We start from the raw sequence: 26,674 nt of genomic DNA, 5'->3' as shown, positions 1-26,674 counted from the left end.
CGAGTCTGCAGACCGGGTATATCGCCAGCCCGGGGGAGCGGTTAGAATCGTTAAGCATAACGCCGTTTCAGCAGGGAGTGGTCATGCAGAACATGCAGCAAGAATTCACGCGTCCGCTTGAGGAGCCAATAGATGCTGATGCAAGCGTCTTCTCACTGCTTGAGGACAGGGTGGAGCGCCTGGGCGACGATCCTTTGCTCGAGTACCGTAGCGGACGTGAGTGGAGCACCATCACGGCCCGTGAGTTCCGCGACCGTGTCGTCGCATTGGCCAAGGGACTTATGGCCCGGGGGATAGGTCGGGGGGACTCGGTGGCCATCGTCTCGCACACCCGCTGGGAGTGGACTGCCTTGGACATGGCCATCCTGGCCATAGGAGCGGTGACGGTGCCGGTCTACGAGACGGACTCTCCCGACCAGATCCGGCGTATCTTCAACGACTCCCATGTGGGCATGGCCTTTCTGGAGGATGACGACATGAGGGCCCGGGTGGACGCGGTTCGTTCCCAGTGCGCCTATCTGAACGACCTGTATGTGATCACCAGGGGAGCGCTGACCACCATGAGCGCCTATGGACGGACGGTGGACCAGGCGGACTTCCAGGCCCGGGCCGACTCGGTGCAAGGTTCCGACCTGGCCACCATCGTCTACACTTCAGGCTCTACGGGCAAGCCCAAGGGCATAGAGCTCAGCCACAGCAACATCATCTTCACTGTGCGTTCAGGTGCCCAGGCGGTTCCTGACATCTGCCTGGGCGAGGGCAGGCGGCTTCTGCTCTGTCTGCCTCTGGCCCACGCCTTTGCCCGCTGTCTGCAGTTCTTCGCCATCGCCACGGATCTCACCCTGGGGCTTACCGGGTCCATCCGTAATCTGCTGCAGGACATGCAGACCTTCAAGCCCACCTTCATCCTGGCTGTGCCGCGAATCTTCGAGAAAATCTACAACGCCGCCTCCCAGCGGGCCGGAACAGGTGCCAGGGGCAGGATTTTCCTGGATGCTGCAGGAGTGGCCAGGCAGTGGTCCCGTCACCAGCAGACCGGAAGCCGGGTTCCCATGTCGCTGAGGACCAAGCACCTCATGTACACAGGTACCGTCTACGACCCCATCCTGGAGGCCTTGGGCGGCCGGGTCAAGTATGCCATTTCGGGCGGAGCTCCCCTTGACAGGGACATTGCGGACTTCTTCAATGGCATCGGCCTGCCCCTTCTGGAGGGCTATGGCATGACCGAGACCATGGGCCCGGTGACGGTCAACCCCACCAAGGGCTATCGGCTGGGCACCATCGGCCTGCCCATGCCCGGGATCACCGTGGGCATCGACCAGGAGGGCCAGCTGTGCGTCAAAGGCCCCGATGTCTGCATGGGGTATCACAACCATCCGGAAATCACCACGAGGCAGATTCGCGACGGCTGGCTGCTGACCGGCGATCTGGGCAGTCTGGACGAGGACGGGTTCGTTCGGTTGACCGGTCGGCGCAAGGAGATCATCATCACTGCAGGAGGCAAGAACATCTCGCCCTCGCTGCTGGAAACAGCCGTTGAACGTTCGCCCATCATCAGCCACTGCATGGTCATCGGGGACCGCAGACCATTCATCTCGGCCCTGATTACCCTCAATCCCGAGGAAGTCGACCGCTGGCTGAGCGATCAGGGTGCTGAACCCCTGGAAGATATTGCTTCGGCCGGGGAGAACCCCATCATCCGCACTGAGGTCGACCATGCAGTGGACGCGGCCAACAGCCAGGTATCCCGGGCTGAGGGCATCCGCCGCTATCTGATTCTGGACCAGGACTTCACTCGTGAAAACGGTCTGCTCACCGCCTCATACAAGCCCCGCCGTCAGGAGGTTCTCAAGCGGTATGAGGACCGAATCGAGCAGGAGATCTATGCTCAAAGGCCCGCGTCGGCTGGCTTGATGTAGTCTGTATCAATCAGCGCCGCCTTGAGGTTGGAGGCCGAAACCGCAACCAAGGGTCTTGACAGGCGGCGCAGCTGCTTCCCGTCCTGGTTGACGGTCTGGATCGTATCCATGGCTGGCACCTTGCCCTGGCTGTTGAGGCCGACGCAGGCCTTGGCAATATCAGCCGCAAGCCCCAGCCTGTCCTCCAGCCCGGTCATCCACTGCCGTCCGTCAACGATTTGTGGGATGTTATCAACGTAGGCACCATATCCGCTGATGATCGGCCAGGCGGCGTGGTCGTCCGGGTGCGTGGATCCCTGGGTCTTGCCCGGGGCCTGCTGTGAAGGGTTCGCCTCCGACCCTGTTTGATTTTGGGTTGTAGGGCTCTGGGCGGGTTTAGGTACGCGCTGCCGATGCAGATCCTTGCGGCCGGCCATTGATCCCACGATGCCGGATATGGAGATCTCCGGGTTGACATCCGCTGATGAACCCCTATATCCAAGATCACCAAGCTCTGAGACCACCCCGGAAACGATGAAATCGTTCATAGCCAAAATGCCGTCCACTTCGGTACGGGTCTTTGAGCCATCGTTCATAGCCAGGCGGGTCGCCAGCTCTTTGCCGGTAGCCGAAGCATCCTTGCCTGGGTCGAAGGCGACCGCCTGCCAGTCCTGCTCGGTGCTGTCCGCCTTCAGGAGTCCCGAGGGGCTGATAGCCCTCCCATCCTTGAAGTATGGCCCCAGCACCTGCCAGATTCCGGCAAAGGCCTGGGCAGGAAAGGAATTCTGCTCCTCTTGCTTGTCCCGTTCAGCCTGGCCGGCTTCAGTGTCCGTGTCATCAGAGGACTCATCAGAGGATGCATCGGCCGGGCGGTTCGGCAGCAGAATCTCGATGCGGCAGGGGTTGTCCTTGCTGGCCTTGTTCAGCTCCAGCTTGCTGGCCAGCTTGTCCGCCTGCATTTGACCAATGGCCCGTGCATCAGACAACTGTACGAACAGATCCGGCTGAATGCCCGGTACCTGGTTGGCCAGGAGCACCACATGCATGCCTGCTCCGGTGGCCAGACGCAGAGACGAAACCAGACGTGTGCGCGCCTTGTCTTTGGCATCGGCATCCAGTGATTTGCTGATGTAGTCGCCATACTGGCGGGTAATGGAGTCCGGCGAGGTCATGGGCGCTACCACCAGCGTGGTCGGCGCTGAGGTCTTCCCGGCCTTGCGCTCCGAGAGGCGGTTGACCACGTAATCCTGCAGTTCCTTGCTTTGATCCTCCAGATTCCCGCTGGTATAGGTATCGATGCGCTTTCCGGAAAGATGCTCCTTGGTCAGTGCCGCCTTGATCTCAGGAACCAGGGCGGCCCACTTGTTGATGGGTGTGTGCTGGGAGAGGGTGATGCCGTCAGAAGGTGTGAAAATGGCTACCTGACCAGGTACCTCTGCAGCTGCCGTGGAGGTCGCCTGACTCTGCGGGGCGCTCGGGGACGGTTCCCCCTTGCCCGGGGCCGGACCGCAGGCACCAGTCGATGCCACCATGACCAGGCACGCCAGTAAAGCCAGCAAGCCGGACAAATGCCGTGCAAAGCCGGTCTTCTTCACATTCGCTCCTTCGTTCCGACAGAGCCCGACTCCGGCCGGGTCCCGACCAACCATTGTATTGGCTCTCGGTCAGGAGCGTACGGAACTTCCTTGCTTTTGCGCACAAGGTTCTCGCCAAGGGGCAGACGGTCAAGGCTGATCTGAGCAGAATGACCGCCTGTAATGGAAGGCGATGATGTCTTGTCTTGTTCTGCTAGTCTGCCTTGGCAGCAGCTGAAGCCATACGCTCGGCAAGGGCTTGGTCCAGGGCATCCATGAACCCTTCGGTGTCCAGCCAGGGCTGATCGGGACCAACCAGGCTGGCCAGGTCCTTGGTCATACGGCCGGAGCGCACGGTCTCGATGACCACAGACTCCAAAGTTCGTGCGAACCGGGCTACCTTGGGCGTGCAATCCAGCCGTGCCCGCTGCTTGAGTCCGCCGGTCCAGGCGAAAATAGAGGCGATCGGGTTGGTGGAGGTGGTCTCGCCCTTGAGCCAGCGCCGGTAATGCCTGGTCACGGTCCCATGGGCGGCCTCGGCCTCTACAGTCTGCCCGTCTGCCGTCATCAGCATGGAGGTCATGAGGCCAAGGGAACCGAACCCTTGAGCTATTGCATCGGACTGGACATCGCCATCGTAGTTCTTGCAGGCCCAGAGATAGCCGCCCTGCCACTTGAGCGAGGAGGCCACCATATCGTCAATCAGACGATGCTGGTAGGTCAGCCCCTCTTCCTCGAACCGACCCTGGTACTCCTGCTCGTAGACCTGGGCGAAAATATCCTTGAACCGTCCGTCGTAGGCCTTGAGGATGGTGTTCTTGGTGCTTAGGTAGACCGGATAGTGCCTCTGCAGGGCATAGTTGAAGCATGAGCGGGCGAAGTCGCGGATGGAGTCGTCGAGGTTGAACTGAACCTGGGCCACGCCTGGTCCTGGGTAGGTGGTCACCTCTCGGGTCACCGGGTCGCTCCCGTCCTCAGGAGTAAAGACGACACTCAGCTTTCCAGGCTTGGGAACGGTGAAATCAGTGGCCTGGTATTGGTCACCGAAGGCGTGGCGGGCCACCACAATGGGCTTGGACCATCCTGGAACCAGCCGGGGGATGTTATCGATGACGATGGGCTCGCGGAAGATGGTTCCTCCAAGAATGTTGCGAATGGTTCCGTTGGGTGACTTCCACATGCGCTTAAGACCGAATTCCTTCACCCGGGCCTCGTCAGGGGTAATAGTGGCGCACTTGACACCCACATGCTCGCGCTGGATGGCTTGGGCCGCCTGTACGGTGACCTTGTCGTCGGTGGCGTCCCTGTTGCGGATACCCAGGTCGTAATAGTCCAGGTCCACGTCCAGATAGGGCAGAATCAGCCGTTCCTTGATCATTTTCCAGATGACCCGGGTCATCTCGTCACCGTCGAGCTCGACGATGCGTCCCTTCACGGTGACTTTCTCCATTGCGGCCTCCTATCGGTCGGCGGGTCGGGGCCCGATCCTGCCCCGGTGCCGCAGTTGCGCTCGCGAACAGTTCTATCCTAGGTTTGTTACCCTCTGTTCCCATGCTCGTAACCCGCTCGTAGCACGCCAGAGCGTCATCATGAGGCGCTAGGCTGGCAGACATGACACAGGAAATCGAAATCGGCCTCGGCAAAAAGGCCACGGTGGCCTACACGCTCGATGATGTCTCCATACTCCCATCAAGAAGGACCAGGGATCCCCAGGATGTCTCCACGGCCTGGCAGGTGGATGCCTACGAGTTCGACCTGCCCCTACTGGCAGCGCCCATGGACTCGGTGACCAGCCCCGAGACGGCCATCGCCCTAGGACGGTTAGGCGGTTTGGGTGTGCTGGATTTGGAGGGACTGTGGACCCGATACGAGGATCCGCGTCCGCAGTTGGACCAAATAGCCCATGCCTCGCCGGAGCAGGCTACTGCGGTCATTCAGGAGGCCTACCGGGAGCCGGTCAAGGCGGAGTTGATCACCCGCCGTCTGCAGCAGATTCGCAAGGCCGGAGTCACGGTGGCTGGAGCCCTTTCCCCTCAGCGTACGCAGGAGTTCTACACCACGGTGGTCGATGCAGGTGTGGATCTCTTTGTGATCCGCGGCACGGCGGTCTCGGCTGAGCATGTCTCCACCAGACATGAGCCCCTGGATTTGAAGAAGTTCATCTACGACTTGGACGTTCCGGTCATCGTTGGCGGGGCCGCCACCTACCAGGCCGCCCTGCATCTGATGCGCACGGGGGCCGCCGGGGTGCTGGTCGGGTTCGGCGGGGGAGCATCCTCTACCGACTCCGCCACCATCGGAATTCAGGCCCCCATGGCCACGGCCATCTCGGATGTGGCCGAGGCGCGTCGTGACTACCTGGACGAGTCGGGTGGACGCTACGTTCAGGTCATCGCCGACGGTGAGACCGGCACCTCGGGTTCCTTTGTCAAGGCCTTGGCCATGGGGGCCGACGCGGTCATGCTGGGCACGCCCCTGGCAAAGGCCACAGAGGCTCCCGGCCAGGGCATGCACTGGGGGGCCGAGGCCCATCATCCTGATCTGCCCAGGGGTCGCAGGGTCCAGGTCGGCCAGGTGGGAAGCCTTGAGCGCATACTCTTCGGCCCCAGCGATCGCACCGATGGCAGCCTGAATCTGATTGGGGCCCTGCGCCGGGCCATGGCTTCCACCGGCTACGTGGATGTCAAGAACTTCCAGAAGTGCCGTGTGGCAGTGACTCCTGCTCCTCGCTGCTAAACAAGACAGGGCATTCACAGTCCATTTATCCACAATCCGCATCAGGGCCGGTTCAGGTTGACCACATTCCCGAACCGGCCTTTACAATGCCTCAGCGCATTCATACTCTGGACGTAATCGTTGTCGTTGCGTCGTTTGCCCAGTGCACCTCGCCGGCATGGGAGGGGGAACAAGCACATAGAAGTGCGAGGTGAGAAGTATGACGGAGTATATGGATCTGACGCCGACTTGGGATCGGGATCGGACAATCGAGGATTCGACAGGGCAGGGGTTTGGCGGCTGGTGGCCGTCTACCTGTATGCAGGTGCCACTGGGTCTTGGAAACATCAATTTGACAGTGCGAACCGTCAACTTCGTTCGGCCGGCGGATGCTGCTGGTCATAAGGGTCTGTCGGGGGATTTGAAGCGAATTCTTGTCAATCTGTGTGCGCTGGCATCCAGGGTCTTCGATGTGTTGCGGGGCCGCCTGCCGATGAAGAGCCTGGACCGTGTGCTCAACCGCGTTTGCATGGAACGGCTGGCTGTACTGGCCAGACTGATGCGTGATCAACATCTGGGCATGGTCCGCACGGCGGATCATGTCGGTATGGCCTACCTGCCGCTGATTCCTAAACTGGTCGAGCTCTACTGTGTGGACCGTGACCGGTACGAAACCACCATCGGATTCCTGGTCGGCGAGCGTACTGTGCTGACCAACCTGATCGTTGCAAGAAGCGGTTCGCGCTGGGTCTGTGTGCGCTTCGACATGGGCTAGGCGGCGGCTTTGGCGGGGTCGCCCATATGATGGTGGGTATGTTGCGTGAATATACGGTCGAGCTTCAACACCCGACGACGGACAAGGACACCATCTATTCGCTCCTGGCAAAACGCACCGCCCGCGATCCTGAGGAGCTGGTTGCCCAGTGGCAGGATCCCATGACCAGAAACTGGCACGATGTCAAGGCCGGGCAGATGTCCGCACGGGTTCGGGCCGTGGCCAAGGGCATGATGGCCCTGGGTGTGGAAAAAGGCAGCACCGTAGTCATCTACGCCTCCACCAGCTATGACTGGGGGGTCACGGACTTCGCCTGTGCCGCCATCGGAGCGGTTTCGGTGCCCATCTATGAGACCGACTCGCCCAGCCAGGCACAGAAGATCGTCCAGGACGTGGACTGTGTCCTGGCTTTCGCCGGAGATTCGGAGCATGCGCAGATTCTGGAGCAGGTCCGGGGGTCATCGCCAAAGCTCAAGTATGTCTTCAACTTCGAAGCAGGGGGCCTGAACGCAGTCAGCGAATTCGGCCAGGGGATCGATGACGAGCGCCTGGATGAGGCCATCGCCCAGGTCAAGGCCGACGACCTGGCCACCATCGTCTACACTTCGGGCTCCACCGGGGAGCCCAAGGGCGCCATGCTCTCCAACCGGAACTTCGTCCATATCGTCTTCGTGGGCTGGGACGTGCTCTACCACATGCTGGCAGCGCCCTCCCGCCTGATGCTCTTCCTGCCCCTGGCCCACTGCTTTGCCCGCTACATCCAGTACGTGGCCATCGGCGCCCAGGGCGTGGTCGGGTATGTTTCCAATGCCAAGCACCTGCTGACCGATCTGCGCACCTTCCGTCCCACCTATCTGTTGGGCGTGCCCCGTGTATTCGAGAAGGTCTATAACGCCGCCTCGCAGAAGGCCGGTACCGGCATGGCCGGCAAGGTCTTCGCCAAGGCCACCAGGCATTTCGTCAAGTGGTCCAAGGACGAACAGGAAGGGCGCGGCCATTCGCCTCTGACCCGCCTGGCCCACGCCTTCTATACCAAGACCGTCGGCAACACGATCGAGTCCGCCCTGGGCTCCAACCTGAGCTATTTGGCCTGCGGCGGCGCGCCCATGAATGCCGACCTGGCCCACTTCTTCAACGGAATCGACGGGATCACCTTCATCCAGGGCTATGGGATGACCGAGACGGCGGCCCCATGCATCGTCAACTTCGAGGATGCCAACGAGGTGGGGTCGGTCGGCCGCCCAGGCTCGGGCATCACGGTCAGGTTGAGCGACGATGACGAGCTTCTGGTCAAGGGCCCCAGCGTTTTTATGGGCTATTACCATCAACCTGAGCTGGATGCCACCGTTCTCGACAAAGACGGCTGGCTGCACACCGGAGATCTGGCCCAGATCGACGACCAGGGCTTCGTCTTCATCACCGGCCGCAAGAAGGACGTCATCATCACCGCCGGCGGCAAGAACGTCAGCCCGGCGCCTTTGGAGGATGTCATCAGCACCTGCCCGATAGTCTCCCAGGCCGTTGTCGTGGGCGACGGCAGGCCGTTCGTGGGCGCCCTGGTCACCCTGGATGCCGGCATGTTGAAGTCCTGGCTGACCTCCCAGGGTCTGGACGCTGACATGAGCATGGAGCAGGCCAGTCATAACGAGGCCATCCATGCCTTCATCCAGCAGTATGTGGACAAGGCCAACTGCAATGTCTCGCGGGCCGAGTCAGTGCGCAAGTTCCTGGTGCTGGACAAGGACTTCAGCCAGGAGGACGGTACCCTGACCCCCAGCCTGAAGGTGGTGCGCCCCGAGGTGCTCCGCCAGTATGCCGAACTTGTGGACAAGGTCCTCTATGCGCCCAGGACGCCAGCCAAGCCGGCCGCCAAGGAGAACGACATCGTCAGCAGGGCACGGACCACCATGAGCGATTCCCTGGCCAGCATGACCGGACGCAAGCGGGATGGCCGCCAGGAGGAGGAAGCAGCCCCGGAGGACGAGAAGGACGGCCGCGACGGCCGGGATAACGAGGAGTAAGCAGTGGCGATTCGTACAATCAGAGTGGTTCCCGATCCGGTTTTGCGCACCCCCTGCGATCCTGTGACCAGCATCACCCCGGCTGTGCGCGGTCTGGTCCGTGACCTGGTCGACACTGTCGACGACCCTGGCAGGGCCGGCCTGTCGGCCAATCAAATAGGCGTGGGCCTGCGTGTTTTCTCGTACAACATCGGCGGCAAGGTGGGCTACATCATCAATCCGGTCATCGACAAGACCTCCGGCGAACAGTATGGCGAGGAGGGGTGTCTTTCCCTGCCCAACCTTTGGTATCCGACAAGGCGGGCCGACTACGCCCGAGCCCACGGGATCGACCTGGACGGCAAGACGGTGACTCTGGAAGGCCATGGCATCATGGGTCGGATGATTCAGCACGAGTGCGATCACCTGGACGGCCATGTCTATGTGGATCGGCTGGAGAGCGATGTCCGCCGCAAGGCCATGCAGCAGCTGAGATCAGCCAGGTAGGCAGAGGGCGAACACGGTACCCGAGGTCATTGGCCTCGGGTATCATAATAATTCGGCGTGTCAATGCGCAGGTCCGCTGTCACGGGTGGGCAGGCGCGCCAAGAGTATTCCCGAACACACGCCGCAAATTCGCGCCATGTCCGCGACGTCCTGTGTCGGTCGGCTCCCCGGAGTTGCACGCAGGTGCACATGGCCAGGCAATAACCGACAATGAAAGGTACGGACATGGCACAGATCACCATGAGCGAAATGCTGAAGGCTGGCGTCCACTTCGGACACCAGACCCGTCGTTGGAACCCCAAGATGAAGCAGTACATCCTGATGGAGCGCAACGGCATCCACATCATCAACCTCTTCAAGTCGCTCGGTCTGATCGACCAGGCCTATGACTTCATCAAGCAGACCGTGGCCCACAACGGCACCGTGCTCTTCGTGGGGACCAAAAAGCAGGCCCAGGAGGCTATCAAGGCACAGGCCACCCGGGTGAACATGCCCTACGTCTCCGAGCGCTGGCTGGGCGGCATGCTGACCAACTTCCAGACCGTGACCAAGCGGGTCGGCCGCTTGAAGGAGCTGGAGGAGATGGACTTCGACGACGTGCACGGCTCGGGGCTGACCAAGAAGGAGCTCCTGCTCCTGCGTCGCGAGAAGGACAAGCTGGAGCGTCAGCTGGGCGGCATCCGCAACATGAGCCGTACCCCTTCGGCCCTGTTCGTGGTCGACATCAACAAGGAGGCCCTGGCCGTCTCCGAGGCCAACAAGCTGGGTATCCCGGTCGTTGCCCTGGTGGACACCAACACGGATCCCGAGCTCGTCACCTACCCCATTCCCGCCAACGACGATGCCATTCGCGGCGTCGAGCTGCTGACCAGGCTGATGGCCGATGCCGTGGCCGACGGTCTGCTGGAGCGCTCCGGCAAGGCCGCCAAGACCGAGGAGGCCTCCGACCAGCCCATGGCCGAGTGGGAGAAGAACCTGCTGGAGAACAAGGATGGACAGCCGCAGGAGCAGGCCCAGGAGACCGCCCAGGCTCCCCAGGCCGAGCAGCCTGCGCAAGAGCAGCAGGAGACCCCAGCTGCCGATCAGGCCGCCTGAAATCTGGCGTCTAGATAGGAGAGTTTCATGGCAAAAATCACCGCTGCACTGATCAAGGAGCTGCGTGATCAGACCGGCGCCGGCATGATGGACGTCAAGAAGGCCCTGACCGAGGCCGAGGGCGACATGGCCCGCGCCAAGGAGATCATCCGCGCCACCGGCATCCAGGCCGCAGGCGCCCGTGAGGGCCGCAAGGCTCAGGAGGGCCTGATCGCCTCCACCGTCGTCGAGGGTGGACAGGGCCAGATCGGCTATGCCGTCGAGCTCAACTCCGAGACCGACTTCGTGGCCAAGACCCCTCAGTTCGTCGAGTTCGGCCAGGAGGTCATCGACGACGTGGCCAAGGCTGATGCCTCCAACGCCGAGCAGGTCGATGCCGCCCCATCCAAGTCCGGCACCGTCAAGGAGACCGTTGAGGAGGCCGGCGCGCTCTTCCATGAGCACGTCAAGGTCGGCCAGGTGGCCCGGGTCGAAGGTCCCCGTGTGGAGATCTACGCACACCGCAAGTCCGTGGAGATGCCCCCATCCATCGTGGCCATGATCGCCACTGATGAGGCCGGCGCCCAGGTCGCTCATGAGGTGGCCCTCCAGATCTCCGCCATGAGCCCCAAGTGGCTCAGCCGCGAGGATGTGCCGGCCGACGTGCTGGAGTCCGAGCGTCGCGTGGCCACTGAGAAGTCCCAGGCTGAAGGCAAGCCCGAGAAGATCATTCCCAAGATCGTCGAGGGGCGTCTGAACGCCTTCTTCAAGGAGACCGTCCTGCTGGAGCAGCAGTACGTCAAGGACACCTCCAAGACCATTGGTGATCTCTTCAAGCAGGCTGGCGGCAAGGCTCTGGCCTTCGCCCGTCTCGAGGTCGGCAAGGGCGACGAGGAGTAGTTGGCAGCCCAGAAATGCCCGGTGTCGTCCCGCTTGATCCCACCTGAGGGATAGGCAGACGATTGGCATTGATGGTAGGGGAGCGGCTTTCGTGGCCGCTCCCCTTCTTTCCTCCCAGGCCGATTGCCTGAGTCTCTTTCCTTCGCCTATTCGGGAAGGGGTTGTCGCCCAGCCCGGATACCCTGTTAGCGGCGTATTCCGCCCGTCATCATGTCTGGAGAAAGGGCTTTTATGACCGGATCCGATTCAGCGCAAAACCCAGCATCGCCTCGTCGTGTGCTGCTCAAGCTCTCCGGAGAGGCCTTCGGGGGAGGCGAGGTCGGCATCGACGTGCAGGTGGTCAAGCGTGTGGCCAAGGAGATCGTCCAGGCGGTGCAGAGCGGCGTTCAGGTGGCCATCGTGGTGGGCGGCGGCAACTTCTTCCGTGGAGCAGAGCTCAGCCAGGCCGGCATTGAACGCTCGCGCGGCGACTACATGGGCATGCTGGGCACAGTCATGAACTGCCTGGCCTTGCAGGACTTCCTGGAGCAGGACGGTCAGGCCACCAGGGTGCAGACAGCCATCACCATGGGCCAGGTGGCCGAACCTTATATTCCGCTCAAGGCCATCCGTCACCTGGAGAAGGGGCGCGTGGTCATCTTCGGCGCCGGATCAGGCATGCCCTACTTTTCCACCGACACCGTCTCAATTCAGCGGGCCCTGGAGATCCACTGCGTCGAGGTTCTCATGGGCAAGAACGGGGTGGACGGTGTATACACGGCCGATCCGCACAAGCAGGCTTCTGCGCGCATGTTCACCAATCTGAGTTACCAGCGGGCCCTGGTGGACAACCTGGCCGTCATGGATGCAGCGGCGCTGTCCATGGCCCGGGACAATGACATGCCCATCCGTGTCTTCGGGCTTGAAGGCGAAGGCAACGTGACCGGAGCACTCAAAGGCCAGCGTCTGGGCACCCTGGTCCACGGTGGTCCTGATCGTACCCTGTAGCCGGATGCTGGCACACCCCGTGCCGCTTGGCCCCGTGGCCCCCTGGCCGTAGAGTATAAGAATGACGGACCTCGCGCGCACAGGCGGATGGTCCATACAGCAAGGAGCAGATCATGACCACAGTGGTGGACCAGGCCGGAAGGCAGATGGACAAGAGCATCGAGGCGACCAAGGAGAACTTCTCGGGAATCAGGACCGGGCGTGCCAATCCCTCCTTCCTCAACGACATCATGGTGGAGTACTACGGCACTCCCACGCCCATCAAGTCGTTGGCATCCATTGGCGTGCCGGAGCCCCGCACCCTGGCAGTCACCCCCTTCGACCCCTCCCAGGCGGGAGCGGTCGAGAAGGCCATCCGCGACTCCGACCTGGGCGTCAACCCCAGCCGTGACGGCAACGTCATCAGGGTCACCATGCCCGAACTGACCGAGGAGCGCCGTCGGGACTATGTCAAGCTGGCCAAGAACAAGGCCGAGGAGGGCAAGGTGGCCGTCCGCAACATCCGGCGCAAGGTCAAGGAGGAGCTGGAGGCCAAGGTCAAGGATGGCGACCTGGGCGAGGATGAAGGCAACCGGCTGCAGAAGGAGCTGGAGACCGTCACCAAGCAGAAGAACGATATGATCGACCAGCTCCTGGATACCAAGGAGAAGGAGATCCTCGAGGTCTGATCCGCTTGGGGAGGGTCCACACTTCATGAGTACCAAGGAAAGCTTAGCCGAGAAGGCAGGTCAGGATGCAGTCGCAACCCTGAACAAACGGACCGGGCGCAACATGCCACAGGCGGTGGCTACCGGCGCGCTTCTGGTGGTCATCATCCTGGCCTGCATCCTGGTGCGCATCGACGCATTCATCTACCTGATCGTGATCTTCATGACCCTGGGGCTCTGGGAGCTCAGGGTGGACTTTGCCACGGCGGGGCTGCATATACCGGTTGTCGAGCTCTGGATCTGCTCGGCGGCCACCATGCTGGCCTCCTTCTACGCGCCGGACCATGTTGCGGTCATGACTGCAGGTGTTCTGGTCACTGCCCTGGTCGGAGCCCTTTCTGCCACCCGCAATCATCGCCTGGGTGGCCGTCTGCTCAAGGCGGTGAACGCCAAGCTGTCGAGCCAGGATGCGCAGACCATGGCCGACGCCTCCTACGGCACCGCAGATGGGGAGGTCCGGTCAAGCAGCCTGGCCAATGTGGGTGTCACCCTCCTGACTGTTGTCTACATCACCCTCCTGGCCTGTCTGATAACCCTGCCCACCACTTTCGGCGGGCACCCTGCCGCACATGCCTTCATGGTGATTTTCCTGCCCGCCTTGAGCGACATCGGTGGACTACTCTTCGGCTCGCTCTTTGGCAGGCACAAGATTTCGCCCCGCATCTCGCCCGGCAAGTCGCTGGAGGGACTGGCAGGCTCCATGCTCTGCTGCCTGGTCGGCGCCCTGGTCATCTTCGCGGCCACCTATCCCATGGCGGATTGGGGACGGATCTGGTGGGTCGCCCTGCTCATGGGCATCATGGTCGGAGCCACAGGCACGCTGGGCGACCTGAGTGCATCCTTGATCAAACGCGACCTGGGGATCAAGGACATGGGCCACCTGCTCAAGGGCCATGGCGGGGTGCTGGACAGGGTTGATTCCATCCTCATGTCCGCACCATTCATCACACTGGTCCTTTTGGTCACTGGCCTGTGACCGGAATCGATGGCCCAATGCCCAGAGGGGCTGTCGGTTGGCTGATACAGGATGAGGTAGAGGTATGACAGATGTCGATATCACCGGTGCCGAGCCTGAAACAGGCATCACCCCAGGAGGCAAGGATGGGGCCTTCAGGGACGTTCTGGCTGCCGACCATGCCCGGCGAGGCAAGCCGCCGCGCCACTTTACGGACATGGACCAGCAGGAGCGGCAGGAGGTCTGCGCCCAACTGGGCCTGCCGAAATTCCGTGTCTCGCAGCTGGCCAACCATTACTTCAACCATCTGTCCACCAACCCGGACGACTTCACGGACTTCCCCGCGGCCAACCGCCAGGAGGCCGCACACCGTTTCTTCCCTGAACTGATAACCCCGGTCACCGTTCAGAAGGCGGATCAGGGGACCACCATCAAGACCCTCTGGGAGCTCTTCGACGGGTCCAGGATCGAGTCCGTGCTCATGCGCTATCCCTCCAGGGCCACCCTCTGTATCTCCAGCCAGGTCGGCTGCGGCATGGGTTGCCCCTTCTGCGCCACAGGTCAGCTTGGATTGACCCGGAACATGTCGACCGGAGAGATTCTGGAACAGGTCAGGGCCGCCTCCAAGATGATGAGGTCCGGACAGGTGGCGGGCGGCCCGGGTCGTCTGAGCAACATCGTCTTCATGGGGATGGGCGAGCCCATGGGCAACTACCGGGCCGTGCTTTCCGCAGTCAGGCAGATCAGCGCCCTGCCACCCAAGGGATTCGGCATCTCGGCCAGGAATATCACTGTGTCCACGGTCGGCGTGGTCCCCGGCATCCGCAAGCTGACCAAGGAGGGAATCCCGGTCCGTCTGGCCGTCTCCCTCCATGCCCCCAGCGACAAGTTGCGCGACGAGCTTGTGCCCATGAACAGGCGCTTCAACACCACCCAGGTTCTGGATGCAGCCCACGACTACTACCTGGCCAGCGGCAGACGGGTCAGCATCGAGTACGCCCTGATGCGCGGCATCAACGACCAGGCCGAGCATGCCCGCCTTCTGGCCAAGCGCCTCAACCACTACGGGGACGACTGGGCGCATGTCAACCCCATACCTCTGAATCCGATTGAAGGGTCTCGTTGGACGGCCTCCAAGCCTGAGGATGAGCAGCGGTTCCTGGACATTCTTCACAAGGCCGGCATCACTGCGACCATGAGGGACACCCGCGGATCGGACATCGACGGCGCCTGTGGTCAGCTGGCAGCCAAGGCCGTCAAGCTTCAGGCCTGATTCGGCCTTTTGCAGTGTGGCCATGCCATAGTGTGGACATACGGTAGTCTTCCGACACTGCAGAAGCTAGTGTCGTGACTCAAACAATTCGGTTCAGGCAGGAAGGCAGGTCGCATGACGGTAGCGGTTCGTGTCATTCCCTGCCTTGATGTCGACCAGGGTCGTGTGGTCAAAGGCGTCCACTTCAAGAATCTGCGCGATGCGGGTGACCCGGTCGAACTGGCATCCGCCTACTACCAACAGGGAGCCGACGAGCTGACCTTTTTGGATGTGACTGCTTCTGGCAGCGGGCGAGCCACCATGGTGGACCTGGTCAAAAGCACCGCCGACCAGATTTTCATCCCGCTGACCGTCGGCGGAGGCGTGCGCACCCCGCAGGATGTCGACACTCTTCTGCGGTCCGGGGCTGACAAAGTCGGCATCAACACAGCAGCCATTGCCAACCCGCAGGTCATCGGCGACATCGCCCACCGCTTCGGTCGCCAGGTCCTGGTGCTCTCGGTCGATGCCCGCCGATCCGATGCACAGGGCATTACCTCGGGATATGAGGTGACCACCATGGGCGGACACCAGTCCACCGGCATCGATGCCATCGACTGGGTCAAGCAGGCCCAGGAACTCGGAGCCGGTGAGATCCTCCTCAACTCCATGGATGCGGACGGCACCCGTCAGGGATTCGATCTGGAGATGATCGCCGACGTGCGCAAGGCGGTATCCCTTCCGCTCATCGCCAGCGGCGGGGCAGGCAAGGCCGCCGATTTTCCTCCCGCTGTCAAGGCCGGGGCCGATGCGGTCCTGGCGGCTTCCGTCTTCCATTTTGGACAGGTGTCCATCAAGGACGTCAAGCAGGCGCTCCATGCGGCCGGGTATCCGGTTCGATGGCAGGCCTGAACCAATCCCGCAGAGAATTTCGGCACCATGCGGTGCATGGCATTTGCAGGTCCTATTGGCAGCAATCGGGAAACCGTACCCAATACCATAAAAAAGCGACCGACGAGGATATGTCGGACAAACTGGCTGAATCAATCAGCTGAATCAATCAGTTGAATCATCAGTTGAATCATCAAGGAGAACGAGGATCAATGTCACAGTCTTCGAAGGACCAGGAAGCACGTTTGGACCCGAGCATAGCGGCCAGGCTCAAGAAGGACGCCAAGGGACTTGTGGCCGCAGTGGTCCAGCAGTATGACAGCCGCCAGGTTCTTATGGTCGGTTACATGGACGAGGAAGCCCTTAGACGGACCCTGACAACAGGAAGAGTCACATTCTGGTCCCGCTCCAGGCAGGAATACTGGCGCAAGGGGGACACCTCCGGGCATGTCCAATACGTCAAGGCAGTCAGCATCGACTGTGACGGGGACGCGCTGCTTATCGAAGTGGACCAGGTGGGGGCCGCCTGCCATACCGGGACCAGGTCGTGTTTCGAAGCCGGCGGACCGCTTCCGGCGGTACAGGGTAATCGTACTCAGGCGGAAATGCAGAGCCAGGAAGGGCCATCCAGTGCAGAAAGACGCTAAGGTTGTGGCAGGGAACACACAGGAAACTGGAGGGAAGGGCTCTATGACCGTCTTGGATGAACTGGTGGCCGGCGCCGTGGAAGATGCTAGGGGCCGGGTACAGAAGATTCCCTTGGAAAGCCTCAAGCAACAGGTCAGGAGCATGAAGCGCACACCCCTGGATGCCGCCCGACTGCTCAGGGAGAGCGTCGGCATTCCGATCATCGCAGAGATCAAGCGCGCCTCGCCCTCCAAGGGGTATCTTGCCGACATCAAAAATCCCGCCGCTCTGGCCCGGCAGTATGCCAACGGGGGCGCCTCGGCCATATCCGTCCTGACCGAGGGCAGACGCTTCCTGGGGTCCTTGGAGGATCTGCGGCAGGTCAGGCAGGCCGTGGGCATTCCCGTGCTTAACAAGAATTTCATCGTCTCCGACTACCAGGTCTGGGAGTCCAGGGCCAATGGCGCCGATATGATCCTGCTGATTGTCGCGGCCTTGGATGATACCCGCCTCAAGCACCTGCTAGCCCTGGCCGGGAGCCTGGGCATGACCGCCCTGGTCGAGACTCATGATCGTCAGGAGATCGAGCGGGCCATAGCGGCCGGTGCCAGGGTAATCGGCATTAACGCCCGGAACCTGAAGGACCTGAGCGTTGACGTTGACCAGTATGCCCGGCTGGCTTCCAACCTGCCCAAGGACGTGGTCAAGGTGGCCGAGTCCGGAGTGTTCGGGACGGTCGAGCTGGAGCAGTACGCCCGGGCAGGGGCCGATGCGGTCCTGATAGGGGAGGGTCTGGTCACCTCCCAGGACCAGGAGGGTACGGTCCGCTTGCTGGTCCAGGCCGGTCACCGCTTCAAGGCCGCCGAGGCCAGGCCCCTCTCGACACATGACGGTCCCTATTTCGGACCCTATGGCGGACGTTTCGTCCCCGAGGCCCTGGTGGGCGCCCTTGACGAGCTGGAGCGTGTCTACAAGGAGGCCAAGGCTGATCCGGCCTTCAGCGAGGAGCTGAACAGACTCAACCGGGTCTATGTGGGGCGTCCTTCGGCCCTGACCCCGGCTCCTCGCTTCGCCAAGCTGATCAGCGATCGGGTCGGCGGCCAGGTCAGGGTCTTCCTGAAGAGGGAGGACCTTAACCACACGGGCGCCCATAAGATCAACAATGCCCTGGGCCAAGGGCTCCTGGTCAAGCGCATGGGCAAGAGCCGTGTCATAGCGGAGACCGGCGCCGGGCAGCACGGCGTGGCAACCGCTACGGTCTGTGCCCTCCTGGGCTTCAAGTGCCGGATCTACATGGGGCAGATCGACGCGCGCAGGCAGGCCCTGAACGTGGCCAGGATGCGAATGCTGGGAGCTGAAGTCGTCGAGGTGACCACCGGGACCAGGATCCTCAAGGATGCCATCAACGAGGCCCTGCGCGACTGGGTGACCAACGTGGAGTCCACCCACTACCTGCTGGGTACGGTGGCCGGCCCCCACCCCTTCCCGACCATCGTCAGGGACTTTCAGAAGATCATCGGCGAAGAGGCCTCCGCTCAGCTGTCTGCATATGGCATCGACCATCCTGACGGGGTTGTCGCCTGCGTCGGTGGAGGCTCCAACGCCATAGGCATCATGAACACCTTCCTGGACGATCCCCGGGTCTCCCTTTACGCTTACGAGGCCGGCGGGAACGGGCCCGAGTCGGGCGAGCACGCCATTCGCCTGTCGCCGGGTACAGGCCAGGTCGGCGTCTTCCAGGGAACCAAGTCCTATCTGTTGGAGGACGACCAGGGCCAGACCATGGACACCTACTCCATCTCCGCTGGCCTGGACTACGCCTCCGTGGGACCTGAACACGCCTGGCTGCACGACATGGGCCGGGTCAAGTACGACTATGCGACCGACAAGGAGGCCATGCAGGCTTTCAGCGACCTCTGCCGGACCGAGGGCATCATCCCTGCCCTGGAGTCCTCGCACGCCTTGGCCGGAGCCAGCAAGGCGGCCGCCGACCTTTTGCGCAAGGGAATCAGGAATCCTGTCATTCTGATCAACATCTCGGGCAGGGGCGACAAGGATGTGGCCACGGCGGGCAGATGGTTCGGTTACCTGTCCGAGCAGGAGGCCAGCGCTCTGGAAGCCCAGGCCGGGCACGGAAAGAGCGGTCAAACAGAAGAGGAGGCCCGCTGATGGTCAACCAGCAATGGCAATGGCAGAAAGCCCCCGCCCAGCCCGTCCAGCCCAAGGGGTTCAGCTCTGCGGCCAGCCCGGTGGCATCCACGCTGCAGGCCCTCCGCCAGCAAGGCAGACCCGCTTTCATTGGCTACTTCCCCTATGGATTCCCCGACGTGCCCACATCCCTGGAGGCCATGCGGGTCATGGTGAAAAACGGGGTCGACATCGTCGAGATCGGACTGCCCTACAGCGATCCGGTCATGGATGGCCCGGTCATCCAGGCGGCCAGCAAGTGCGCCATCGACAATGGCGTCAAGGTCGAAGGCGTCTTCGATGCGGTCCGACAGGTCCAGGCGGACGGTGCAAGGGCTCTGGTCATGAGCTACTGGAATCTGATTCTGCATCATGGGGTAGCGGACTTTGCTCAACACATGGTCGAAGCCGGAGGATCCGGGCTGGTCACCCCGGATCTGATCGTCGACGAATCCGGGGAATGGATAGAGCAGTCGGACCGCTATGGCCTCGACCGGGTCTATCTGGTCTCGCCCGACTCCACCGATGCACGTCTGCAGCTCACCTCCCGAGCTGCCAGAGGCTTCGTCTATGCGACATCCCGGATGGGTGTGACCGGAGAGCGAACCAGCATGTCCAACTCGGCCCAGAACCTGGTGGCGAGAGTCAGGCATGCGGGCGCTCCTTATGTGTGCGTGGGCATCGGGGTTTCGACCGCCCAGCAGGCCTCCCAGGTCGGCGCATACGCGGACGGGGTCATCGTCGGATCAGCCCTGGTTCACTGTCTTCTGGATGACGAGGGCAGGCCGCGGAAGGACCGCAGAAAGGCACTGGAGGCCTTGGCTGAGGTTTGCTCTGATCTGCGTTGGGGCATCTCCCAGGCCAGGAAGTGAGTAGGGCTGTAAGGCCCAGAGGCTAGATTGGGGCTTTATGACGCTTGCCTACATTCCATCGCCGGGAATATCCAGCTTCCAACTGGGGCCGGTCACCATCAGGTTCTATGCCCTGACCATGCTTCTGGCCATCATCGTGGCTGCCTGGATTACGGCCAGACGCTGGAAGAAGGAAGGTGGCCGGACCGATCAGATTCTGGACATCGCCATCTGCGCGGTACCGGCCGGCATCGTCGGCGCAAGGCTCTATCACGTCATCACCACACCCGAGCGGTATTTCGGGGCTGATGGCAACCCAGCGGACATTCTGCGCATCTGGCGTGGAGGCCTGGGCATCTGGGGTGCGGTCCTCCTGGGAGCCCTGGCGGCCTGGGCCTGGTGCCGCCACAAGAATTACCCGACCGCCCTGCTGGCAGACAGCGTGGCTCCTGCCCTCCTGGTGGCACAGGCCATCGGGCGGCTGGGCAACTGGTTCAATCAGGAGCTCTACGGAGCTCCCACCACACTGCCTTGGGGACTGAAGATCGATGCCGCAGGTTCCGCCATCGGCAGCAGCGAACAGTGCTATGACGGGGCCACCTGCCCGACCGGCACCCTCTTCCAACCCACATTCCTGTATGAGATGATCTGGAACCTGATTGGCGCGGCCATTCTGGTCTGGATCGGCCACAAGGCGGTGAACATCCTCAAGGCCGGGTCCCTCTTCGCCCTTTATGTCATGTGGTACACCTTGGGGCGCACCTGGATCGAGGCCCTTCGTATCGACTTCGCCCACGAATTCCTGGGTGTCAGGATCAATGTCTGGGTGTCCATGACTGTCTTCTTCCTGGCGGCCGCGGCCTTCGTACTCATAGCGCGCAAGGGCAAGCCGACCTCCCTGCTGTCCGAAAAGCTGAGGACCATCACCGAGCTCGAGATACGTCAGGAATCCGAGGCCCGGAGCAAGTAGGACAGGGGTCGGTTGCCCGAGAGTCGGGACCTTTGCAATTGAGCCACAAACCGGTGCCGCCCGTCTTCCGTTCAACATAGAATAATCTCCATGAGCATTCAGATAGCACCCAGCATTCTTTCCGCCGATTTCGCCAACTTGGAGCGGGATCTCAAGGCTATTGCCAATGCCGATATGGTCCACGTGGATGTGATGGATCATCATTTTGTTCCCAACCTGACGCTTGGTGAGCCCGTGGTGGAGCGCATCTGCCAGGTGACCGATCTGCCGGTGGACGTGCATCTGATGATTGAGGACCCCGACCGCTGGGCCCCCGAATTCGCCAAGCTGGGTGTCGCCTCAGTCACCTTCCACACCGGAGCCGTCCATGCCCCGGTCCGTCTGGCCCGCCAGCTGCACGACATGGGGGTCAAGGCCTGCCTGGCTGTGCGCCCTGCCGAACCGGTGGAGCCCATCTTCGATATTCTCGATGAGTTTGACATGATTCTGGTCATGACCGTGGAGCCAGGCTTCGGCGGCCAGAAGTTCCTGGACAATCAGATGCCCAAGACCCGCCGCCTGCGTGATCAGATCACCGCCCGTGGTCTTAAGACCCACATCCAGGTGGATGGCGGGGTAAGCCCCACTACGGCTCCCATCGTGGCAGAGGCTGGAGCCGATGTCCTGGTTGCGGGCTCCGCCGTCTATGGCGCTGATGACCCGGCCAAGGCCATTGACCGGATCAGACAGGCCGCGCAGGTAAGCTACAAGGACTGACAGGTTTTGCAGGAAGAATGGAGATAGCCAGATGAAGACCTTCGATGGGTTGTTTGAGGAGCTCACGACCAAGGCCAAGGAGCGCCCAGAAGGGTCCTTGACAGTGGACGAACTGGACAAGGGCACGCATTTCATCGGCAAGAAAGTAAATGAAGAGGCCGGGGAAACCTGGATCGCCGCCGAGTATGAGGGTAAGGAGCGGACGGCTGAGGAGATGAGCCAGCTCCTGTATCACATCCAGGTCATGATGATCGATCGGGGCATCACTCTGGAGGATGTCTACAGGTACCTGTGACCCCCAATCCCATTCCGCTGTAGATTCGCTTCCGCAATTAGGAGGTTGCCGTGTTGAAGGTCGCGGTGCCCAATAAAGGCATGTTGTCCCAGCCCGCATGGAGGCTGCTGTCAGAGTCTGGCTATCGTCTGCGTTCCAACGATCGGCAGCTGGTGGTCGATGACCTTGACAACGGCATCCAGCTCTTTTACTTAAGACCCAACGACATAGCGGTCTATGTCGGTCTGGGAACCATCGATCTGGGCATCACCGGGCGTGATCTTCTGCTGAACTCGGGCACCGGGGCCGTCGAGGTCACCCAGCTGGGATTCGGCGCATCCACCTTCAGGTTCGCCGCTCCCGAATCCAGCAGTATCAGGAATCTACAGGATGTAGACGGCAAGCGGATCGCCACCACCTTCGACCGGCTTCTTGGTGATTACCTGGCCGGCAAGGGACTCAAGGCCGAATTGATCCACCTGGATGGGGCAGTGGAGTCCTCAGTCCAGCTCGGTGTGGCAGACCTGATCGCTGATGTGGTCTCCACCGGCACCACCTTGCGCAATGCCGGGCTCCGCGTCTTCGGCGATCCCATCCTGGAATCCGAGGGGATTCTCATCAGATCGCCACACCTGGATCCGAATGATGAGCGTCTGGCAGTCATGTCCCGCAGGCTGGAGGGTGTGCTGACAGCCCGCCGTTATGTGTTGATGGATTACGACATCCCGGTCGAGCGCGTTGCAATGGCTGTAGCCATCACGCCCGGTTATGAGTCGCCGACGGTCTCCTCCCTGCACGACAAGCAGTGGGCGGCCGTCAGGGCCATGGTGCCCAGGGACCAGGTGAACAACCTGATGGACAGGCTCTATGAGATCGGTGCGCGCGCCATCCTTGTAACAGCCCTCCAAGCTTCTAGAATGTAGTCGGATGGCACTGATCGATCGAATTTCACGCAGCAGGTACAGCCCTGAGCCGAGGTCGGTGATTCTCACCGTACCGAATGTCATCAGCCTGCTTCGTATCCTGTCCATACCCCTTATTGCCTACCTGGTGGCCAACCGACATCTGATCATTTCCCTGGTGGTCATGCTGATTTCGGCCTTGTCAGACGGTGTGGATGGGATTATTGCCCGCAGGTTCAACCAGGTCAGCAAGCTGGGCCAGATTCTGGACCCGGTGGCCGATCGCCTGCTTATTCTCTGCTCCGTCCTGGCTCTGAGCATCGCCTCCATTCTGCCCTGGTGGCTTCTGGCCCTGGTCGGGGCCCGGGATGTGCTCATGGGCCTGCTTGTTCTGGCATTGGCCCAGCACGACTATGGTCCTCTGCCGGTGCATTTCGCGGGCAAGACCGGGACGGCTGTGCTCATGCTGGCCATACCTGCCCTGATTTTTGCAGACGTGGGTACCTCGACCTTCTTCCGCTTCTTCCATCTGGTGGCTCTTGCGGCTGTCATCTGGGGTGTGGCGCTCTACTGGCTGGCAGGGCTGATTTACGCACGTCAAGGCATCGGGCTGCTTCGCCAGGACCGTCAGGACCGCCACCATGACTGAACCGCAGATGACGCCTGAATCCTTCCCCGTGCCGCCCGACCGTGCCCTCATTCACCGGCGGGCGGCTTTTTCGCATTCCAGTGCTGGCCTTGAACGCCACTATGTGGATGAGGAGAGCTCTGAGCCCTCCCAGGAGTCCATCCGGCGGCGAATGGCCGATGAGTCCCTGAGGCTGATTGATGATCTGACCAACCGTCCCATGGATCCCATGTTCGAGGATGCACGCCTGTTGCCTGCTGAACGCAGATCACCGTTGAGCATCTGGGTGAACAGGGTCCTGGTCTTCGTCATCTGCGTGCTGGTCGGCTTGGCTGGCACGGGAATAGTGCAGGTACTGCACAGGGACCCGCGTCAGAAGGTGCGTGAAAAGCTGATAACCCAGGTGGAGGCGGTCAGCAAGCGTGCCAACGACCTTAACGGGCAGATCTCGGACCTCAACGGCAATATCGACACGCTTTCGGGTCAAGTGGGTGGCCAAGGCCAGAACAGCACGCAAATCGCAGACGATTTGACCAACGGCACCAGCAAGGTGCAGGGCCAGGGTATCGTCATCACCCTGGCCAACCCTATTGCGTCCAAGGATGTCCGGGACAATGCCGATCAGATTAAACTGGTCACCGACCAGGACCTGCAGTGGTTCCTGACCAAGCTTTGGTCTGCGGGAGCCGAGGCCATTGCCATCAACGGCAATAGAATAGGGACACAGACTTCAGTGCGCACAGCCGGTCAGACCATCCTGGTGGGGACCGCCTCCATCGAGGCACCCTACAAGATTGAGGCCATAGGCGACCAGAATGCTCTCTCTGATCTGATGTCTCGCAGCGATCTGCAGAACCGTCTGCACGATCTGAAGAATGCGAACATCACCGTCAATGTGAGCAAGCAACGGCGTCTGAATCTGAATGCCGTCGGTCTGCCCAATCTGTCATATGCCGGAAGGAGTCATTGACATGTCGGCAATTCTCGGCCTGATCCTGGGCGTGGTTGCGGGTATCTTCCTCAAGCCCGACATTCCCATCGTGCTGCAGCCCTACCTGCCCATCATGGTGGTGGCCGCCCTTGATGCATTGATGGGCGCGGTCCGTTCATACTTCGAGCGCAGCTTCTCGGACCGGGTCTTCGTGGTCTCCTTCATCTCCAATGTAATCACGGCCACCCTTCTGGTCTTCCTGGGCAACCAGCTGGGTGTGGGCTCCCAGCTGTCCACAGCCGTCATCGTGGTTCTGGGCATCCGCATCTTCTCCAACGTCTCCGCTATTCGGCGCTTCATTTTCAAGGGGTGAGCATATGAGACACACCTTCAGGAAGAAGCGCGATGAACAGATGCCCAAGAGCATTCCGCCCAGACGGCCTGGACGGGTCAGAGCTCCATCCGACGATACGCAGACCGGAGCTTTCCCGGTGGTTCGCCGGCGGCCTCTACGCACGCTCAACTCCAACGCCACCAGGGTCAGGCTGGTCACCAGCGTCCTGGTGGCCCTTATGTGCGCCCTGCTGGGCTTCGGGTACGCCGTCCAGGTGCGCAATAATCAGTCCTCCTACCAGAGCCTATCCGAGGAAGAACTGGTGCGGGTGCTGGACGAGACCAGCAACCAGGTCGACAAGCTGGAGGAGCGCAAGAGCCAGCTCAACCAGCAGCTGACCTCCATCAAGTCCGCTGCCGACAAGCAAAAGGAAGCCGCCCGCATCGCCCAGCAGAACGAGCAGAGCAGCGGCATCCTGTCCGGACGGCTGCCGGCCCAGGGCAGGGGAGTGGTGGTGACGGTCACCGAGGACAGCGACCGTGTGGATGCCTCCACCATGTTCAACCTGATCGAGGAGCTGCGCAATGCAGGGGCCGAGGTCATATCCTTCAACGATGTCCGGGTGGTCACCAATACCTATCTGTTGGATACCCGAACCGGCCTGCAGTGCGACCACACCAAGTTGCAGAGTCCCTACGTCGTGAAGGCCATCGGGGATCCGGACAGCCTGCAGAACGCCATACAGATCGCTGGGGGAGTGGGCTCGCGGATCAAGGTGCAATTCCATGCATCCGTTTCCGTGGAGCAGTCCGATAGTGTCAAAATCGACCAGGTTCGACGCATGCAGGACTACCAGTATGCAAAGCCTGTAGAATAGGCAATTATGACAGAACCTATTCCCACTGCGGGCGAGACGACCATCATCGGCATGCCGGCCCTGAACATTCCAGTCACCTCCAACGGTGACCGTCCACTGACCAAGGACGACCTGGAGACCATGGCCCGATTGCCTGAGGGTACAGCCCTGCTGATCTCCACCAGGGGAGCGGTGTCGGGATCCCGCTATCTGCTGGACGAGGACCAGGTCAGCGTGGGCCGCGATCCGAAGGCGGATATTCTGTTGGACGACTCAACGGTCTCCCGAGCGCACGCCATATTCGTACGGACTGATCATGGCTTCCGTGTCGAGGACACGGGCAGCCTCAACGGCACCTACGTCAACCGTGAACGTGTGGATCAGGCCGATCTGCACAACGGCGACGAGATCATGATCGGCAAATTCCGGTTGGTCTACTTCGATAATCGGGCAGTCATCGCCAAGAACTGACAGGGGGCTTGACATGGCCGAAGAGGTGCCGACGCTGGTGCAAGGGGAACTCTTTTCACCTGAGCAGGCCGAAGGCACGACCCGTGGCTACAGGGGATCGGTCGCGGCCAAGGTGGCGGGCATAACCTATCGGCAGCTGGATTATTGGGCCCGCAAGCGGATTGTGGAACCGTCAATCAAGGCCTCGCATGGCTCGGGCTCTCGCAGGCTCTATTCCTTCAAGGATGTGGTCATCCTGGCTGTCCTCAAGCGCCTCCTGGATGCCGGCGTCAACCTGGTCAACGCAACGAGTACCGTGGCTTATCTTGAGCGTCGGACTGTCGGTCAGCTTGAGCATGTGACCGTGGTTTGCGACGGTGATCAGGTCACCGAATGCTCAGGCCCGGATCAGGTCTTCGCACTGATGCAGTCCGGGCGTGCCGTTTTTGCTATCTCTGTGGGCGCAATCTGGCATCGCATGGATCTGGAATTGCAGACCTGCGATCATGTGGATTTGACTACTGGACAGCTGACACCAGGTCTGCCTGAGCGGCCCATCGATGAGCTGACTGCCATGCGTCTGCGCCAGCGTCTGGAGCACCAGCACGAGCAGCGTCAGCGGGCCGCATGATCGATGAGTACAACATTGTACGGAAGCCATGTGCGGCTCAAA

27 protein-coding genes are annotated in these 26,674 nt (G+C 61.4%); 25 read left to right on the top strand and 2 right to left on the bottom strand.

The genetic code is table 11. The features are described from left to right. Positions 1–92 precede the first annotated feature (92 nt). Positions 93–1,919, top strand: a complete 1,827-nt coding sequence (locus H3T88_RS06810) for an AMP-dependent synthetase/ligase (protein WP_198204063.1) — start codon at positions 93–95, stop codon at positions 1,917–1,919. Here H3T88_RS06810 and H3T88_RS06805 read toward each other — a convergent pair. Both H3T88_RS06805 and H3T88_RS06800 read right to left on the bottom strand, forming a co-directional pair. Beyond that, on the bottom strand, positions 1,889–3,430 hold the full coding sequence (locus H3T88_RS06805) for a hypothetical protein (RefSeq protein WP_198204064.1): 1,542 nt from the start codon (positions 3,428–3,430) through the stop codon (positions 1,889–1,891). The two genes, H3T88_RS06810 and H3T88_RS06805, sit on opposite strands and share 31 nt — an antisense overlap. A 256-nt stretch (positions 3,431–3,686) precedes the next feature. Continuing rightward, on the bottom strand, positions 3,687–4,922 hold the full coding sequence (locus H3T88_RS06800) for an NADP-dependent isocitrate dehydrogenase (RefSeq protein ID WP_198204045.1): 1,236 nt from the start codon (positions 4,920–4,922) through the stop codon (positions 3,687–3,689). 161 nt (positions 4,923–5,083) lie between these two features. Here H3T88_RS06800 and H3T88_RS06795 point away from each other — a divergent pair, with 161 nt between their 5' ends. The 24 genes from H3T88_RS06795 (at position 5,084) to H3T88_RS06680 (ending at position 26,632) form a co-directional block, all read left to right on the top strand. Further along, positions 5,084–6,208, top strand: a complete 1,125-nt coding sequence (locus H3T88_RS06795) for a GuaB3 family IMP dehydrogenase-related protein (RefSeq protein ID WP_198204044.1) — start codon at positions 5,084–5,086, stop codon at positions 6,206–6,208. Positions 6,209–6,407: 199 nt separating this feature from the next. After that, positions 6,408–6,962: a hypothetical protein gene (locus tag H3T88_RS06790; protein ID WP_015021745.1), complete on the top strand. Its 555-nt coding sequence runs from the start codon at positions 6,408–6,410 to the stop codon at positions 6,960–6,962. 38 nt (positions 6,963–7,000) lie between these two features. Beyond that, entirely contained in the window at positions 7,001–8,983 is a 1,983-nt protein-coding gene (locus H3T88_RS06785; protein WP_198204043.1) for an AMP-dependent synthetase/ligase, read from the top strand. A 3-nt stretch (positions 8,984–8,986) separates the two neighbouring features. Continuing rightward, positions 8,987–9,469 carry a peptide deformylase gene (locus tag H3T88_RS06780; RefSeq protein WP_198204042.1) on the top strand — a complete coding sequence of 161 codons (483 nt, stop codon included), beginning with the start codon at positions 8,987–8,989 and terminating at the stop codon, positions 9,467–9,469. Between the two features lie 225 nt (positions 9,470–9,694). Further along, positions 9,695–10,564 carry a 30S ribosomal protein S2 gene (gene rpsB / locus H3T88_RS06775; RefSeq protein WP_015021748.1) on the top strand — a complete coding sequence of 290 codons (870 nt, stop codon included), beginning with the start codon at positions 9,695–9,697 and terminating at the stop codon, positions 10,562–10,564. 27 nt (positions 10,565–10,591) lie between these two features. Then, complete coding sequence (gene tsf / locus H3T88_RS06770; protein WP_198204041.1) at positions 10,592–11,443, top strand: translation elongation factor Ts; 852 nt, start codon at positions 10,592–10,594, stop codon at positions 11,441–11,443. A gap of 231 nt (positions 11,444–11,674) precedes the next feature. Next, positions 11,675–12,430, top strand: a complete 756-nt coding sequence (gene pyrH / locus H3T88_RS06765; RefSeq protein ID WP_015021750.1) for a UMP kinase — start codon at positions 11,675–11,677, stop codon at positions 12,428–12,430. A 113-nt stretch (positions 12,431–12,543) separates the two neighbouring features. Continuing rightward, the gene (frr, locus tag H3T88_RS06760; protein WP_198204040.1) at positions 12,544–13,098 is read left to right on the top strand and encodes a ribosome recycling factor; all 555 of its coding nucleotides are present in this window, start codon (positions 12,544–12,546) and stop codon (positions 13,096–13,098) included. Positions 13,099–13,123: 25 nt separating this feature from the next. Then, positions 13,124–14,113 (top strand): phosphatidate cytidylyltransferase, encoded by a 990-nt coding sequence (locus H3T88_RS06755; protein WP_198204039.1) that lies wholly within the window; start codon positions 13,124–13,126, stop codon positions 14,111–14,113. A gap of 64 nt (positions 14,114–14,177) precedes the next feature. Then, positions 14,178–15,365 carry a 23S rRNA (adenine(2503)-C(2))-methyltransferase RlmN gene (gene rlmN / locus H3T88_RS06750; protein WP_198204038.1) on the top strand — a complete coding sequence of 396 codons (1,188 nt, stop codon included), beginning with the start codon at positions 14,178–14,180 and terminating at the stop codon, positions 15,363–15,365. A 114-nt stretch (positions 15,366–15,479) separates the two neighbouring features. Further along, positions 15,480–16,256: an imidazole glycerol phosphate synthase subunit HisF gene (gene hisF / locus H3T88_RS06745; protein WP_198204037.1), complete on the top strand. Its 777-nt coding sequence runs from the start codon at positions 15,480–15,482 to the stop codon at positions 16,254–16,256. A gap of 191 nt (positions 16,257–16,447) precedes the next feature. Further along, positions 16,448–16,882, top strand: a complete 435-nt coding sequence (gene hisI / locus H3T88_RS06740) for a phosphoribosyl-AMP cyclohydrolase (RefSeq protein WP_110417151.1) — start codon at positions 16,448–16,450, stop codon at positions 16,880–16,882. 43 nt (positions 16,883–16,925) lie between these two features. Then, positions 16,926–19,031 carry a tryptophan synthase subunit beta gene (gene trpB, locus H3T88_RS06735; RefSeq protein ID WP_198204036.1) on the top strand — a complete coding sequence of 702 codons (2,106 nt, stop codon included), beginning with the start codon at positions 16,926–16,928 and terminating at the stop codon, positions 19,029–19,031. Continuing rightward, complete coding sequence (gene trpA / locus H3T88_RS06730) at positions 19,031–19,921, top strand: tryptophan synthase subunit alpha (protein ID WP_198204035.1); 891 nt, start codon at positions 19,031–19,033, stop codon at positions 19,919–19,921. Before trpB ends, trpA begins: the two co-directional genes overlap by 1 nt. A 37-nt stretch (positions 19,922–19,958) precedes the next feature. Beyond that, positions 19,959–20,870 (top strand): prolipoprotein diacylglyceryl transferase, encoded by a 912-nt coding sequence (gene lgt / locus H3T88_RS06725; protein WP_198204034.1) that lies wholly within the window; start codon positions 19,959–19,961, stop codon positions 20,868–20,870. A gap of 90 nt (positions 20,871–20,960) precedes the next feature. Beyond that, positions 20,961–21,626 carry a ribulose-phosphate 3-epimerase gene (gene rpe / locus H3T88_RS06720; RefSeq protein WP_110417155.1) on the top strand — a complete coding sequence of 222 codons (666 nt, stop codon included), beginning with the start codon at positions 20,961–20,963 and terminating at the stop codon, positions 21,624–21,626. Positions 21,627–21,657: 31 nt separating this feature from the next. Beyond that, complete coding sequence (locus tag H3T88_RS06715; protein ID WP_198204033.1) at positions 21,658–21,921, top strand: phosphoribosyl-ATP diphosphatase; 264 nt, start codon at positions 21,658–21,660, stop codon at positions 21,919–21,921. Positions 21,922–21,971: 50 nt separating this feature from the next. Continuing rightward, entirely contained in the window at positions 21,972–22,823 is an 852-nt protein-coding gene (gene hisG / locus H3T88_RS06710) for an ATP phosphoribosyltransferase (RefSeq protein WP_198204032.1), read from the top strand. Positions 22,824–22,827: 4 nt separating this feature from the next. Next, positions 22,828–23,451: a CDP-alcohol phosphatidyltransferase family protein gene (locus tag H3T88_RS06705; protein WP_198204031.1), complete on the top strand. Its 624-nt coding sequence runs from the start codon at positions 22,828–22,830 to the stop codon at positions 23,449–23,451. Beyond that, positions 23,444–24,400 (top strand): DUF881 domain-containing protein, encoded by a 957-nt coding sequence (locus H3T88_RS06700; protein WP_198204030.1) that lies wholly within the window; start codon positions 23,444–23,446, stop codon positions 24,398–24,400. The genes H3T88_RS06705 and H3T88_RS06700 overlap by 8 nt, the downstream gene beginning before the upstream one ends. A gap of 1 nt (position 24,401) precedes the next feature. Continuing rightward, the gene (locus tag H3T88_RS06695) at positions 24,402–24,734 is read left to right on the top strand and encodes a small basic family protein (protein WP_015021764.1); all 333 of its coding nucleotides are present in this window, start codon (positions 24,402–24,404) and stop codon (positions 24,732–24,734) included. Between the two features lie 4 nt (positions 24,735–24,738). Beyond that, positions 24,739–25,572: a DUF881 domain-containing protein gene (locus H3T88_RS06690; RefSeq protein ID WP_015021765.1), complete on the top strand. Its 834-nt coding sequence runs from the start codon at positions 24,739–24,741 to the stop codon at positions 25,570–25,572. 6 nt (positions 25,573–25,578) lie between these two features. Then, complete coding sequence (locus tag H3T88_RS06685) at positions 25,579–26,022, top strand: FHA domain-containing protein (protein ID WP_110417160.1); 444 nt, start codon at positions 25,579–25,581, stop codon at positions 26,020–26,022. Between the two features lie 13 nt (positions 26,023–26,035). Beyond that, complete coding sequence (locus H3T88_RS06680; RefSeq protein WP_015021767.1) at positions 26,036–26,632, top strand: MerR family transcriptional regulator; 597 nt, start codon at positions 26,036–26,038, stop codon at positions 26,630–26,632. The last annotated feature ends 42 nt before the right edge of the window (positions 26,633–26,674 follow it).

The organism is Bifidobacterium sp. W8110, from assembly GCF_016101375.1.
Classification (GTDB): Bacteria; Actinomycetota; Actinomycetes; order Actinomycetales; family Bifidobacteriaceae; genus Bombiscardovia; species Bombiscardovia asteroides.
This window is presented reverse-complemented; position numbering and strand designations above follow the sequence as displayed.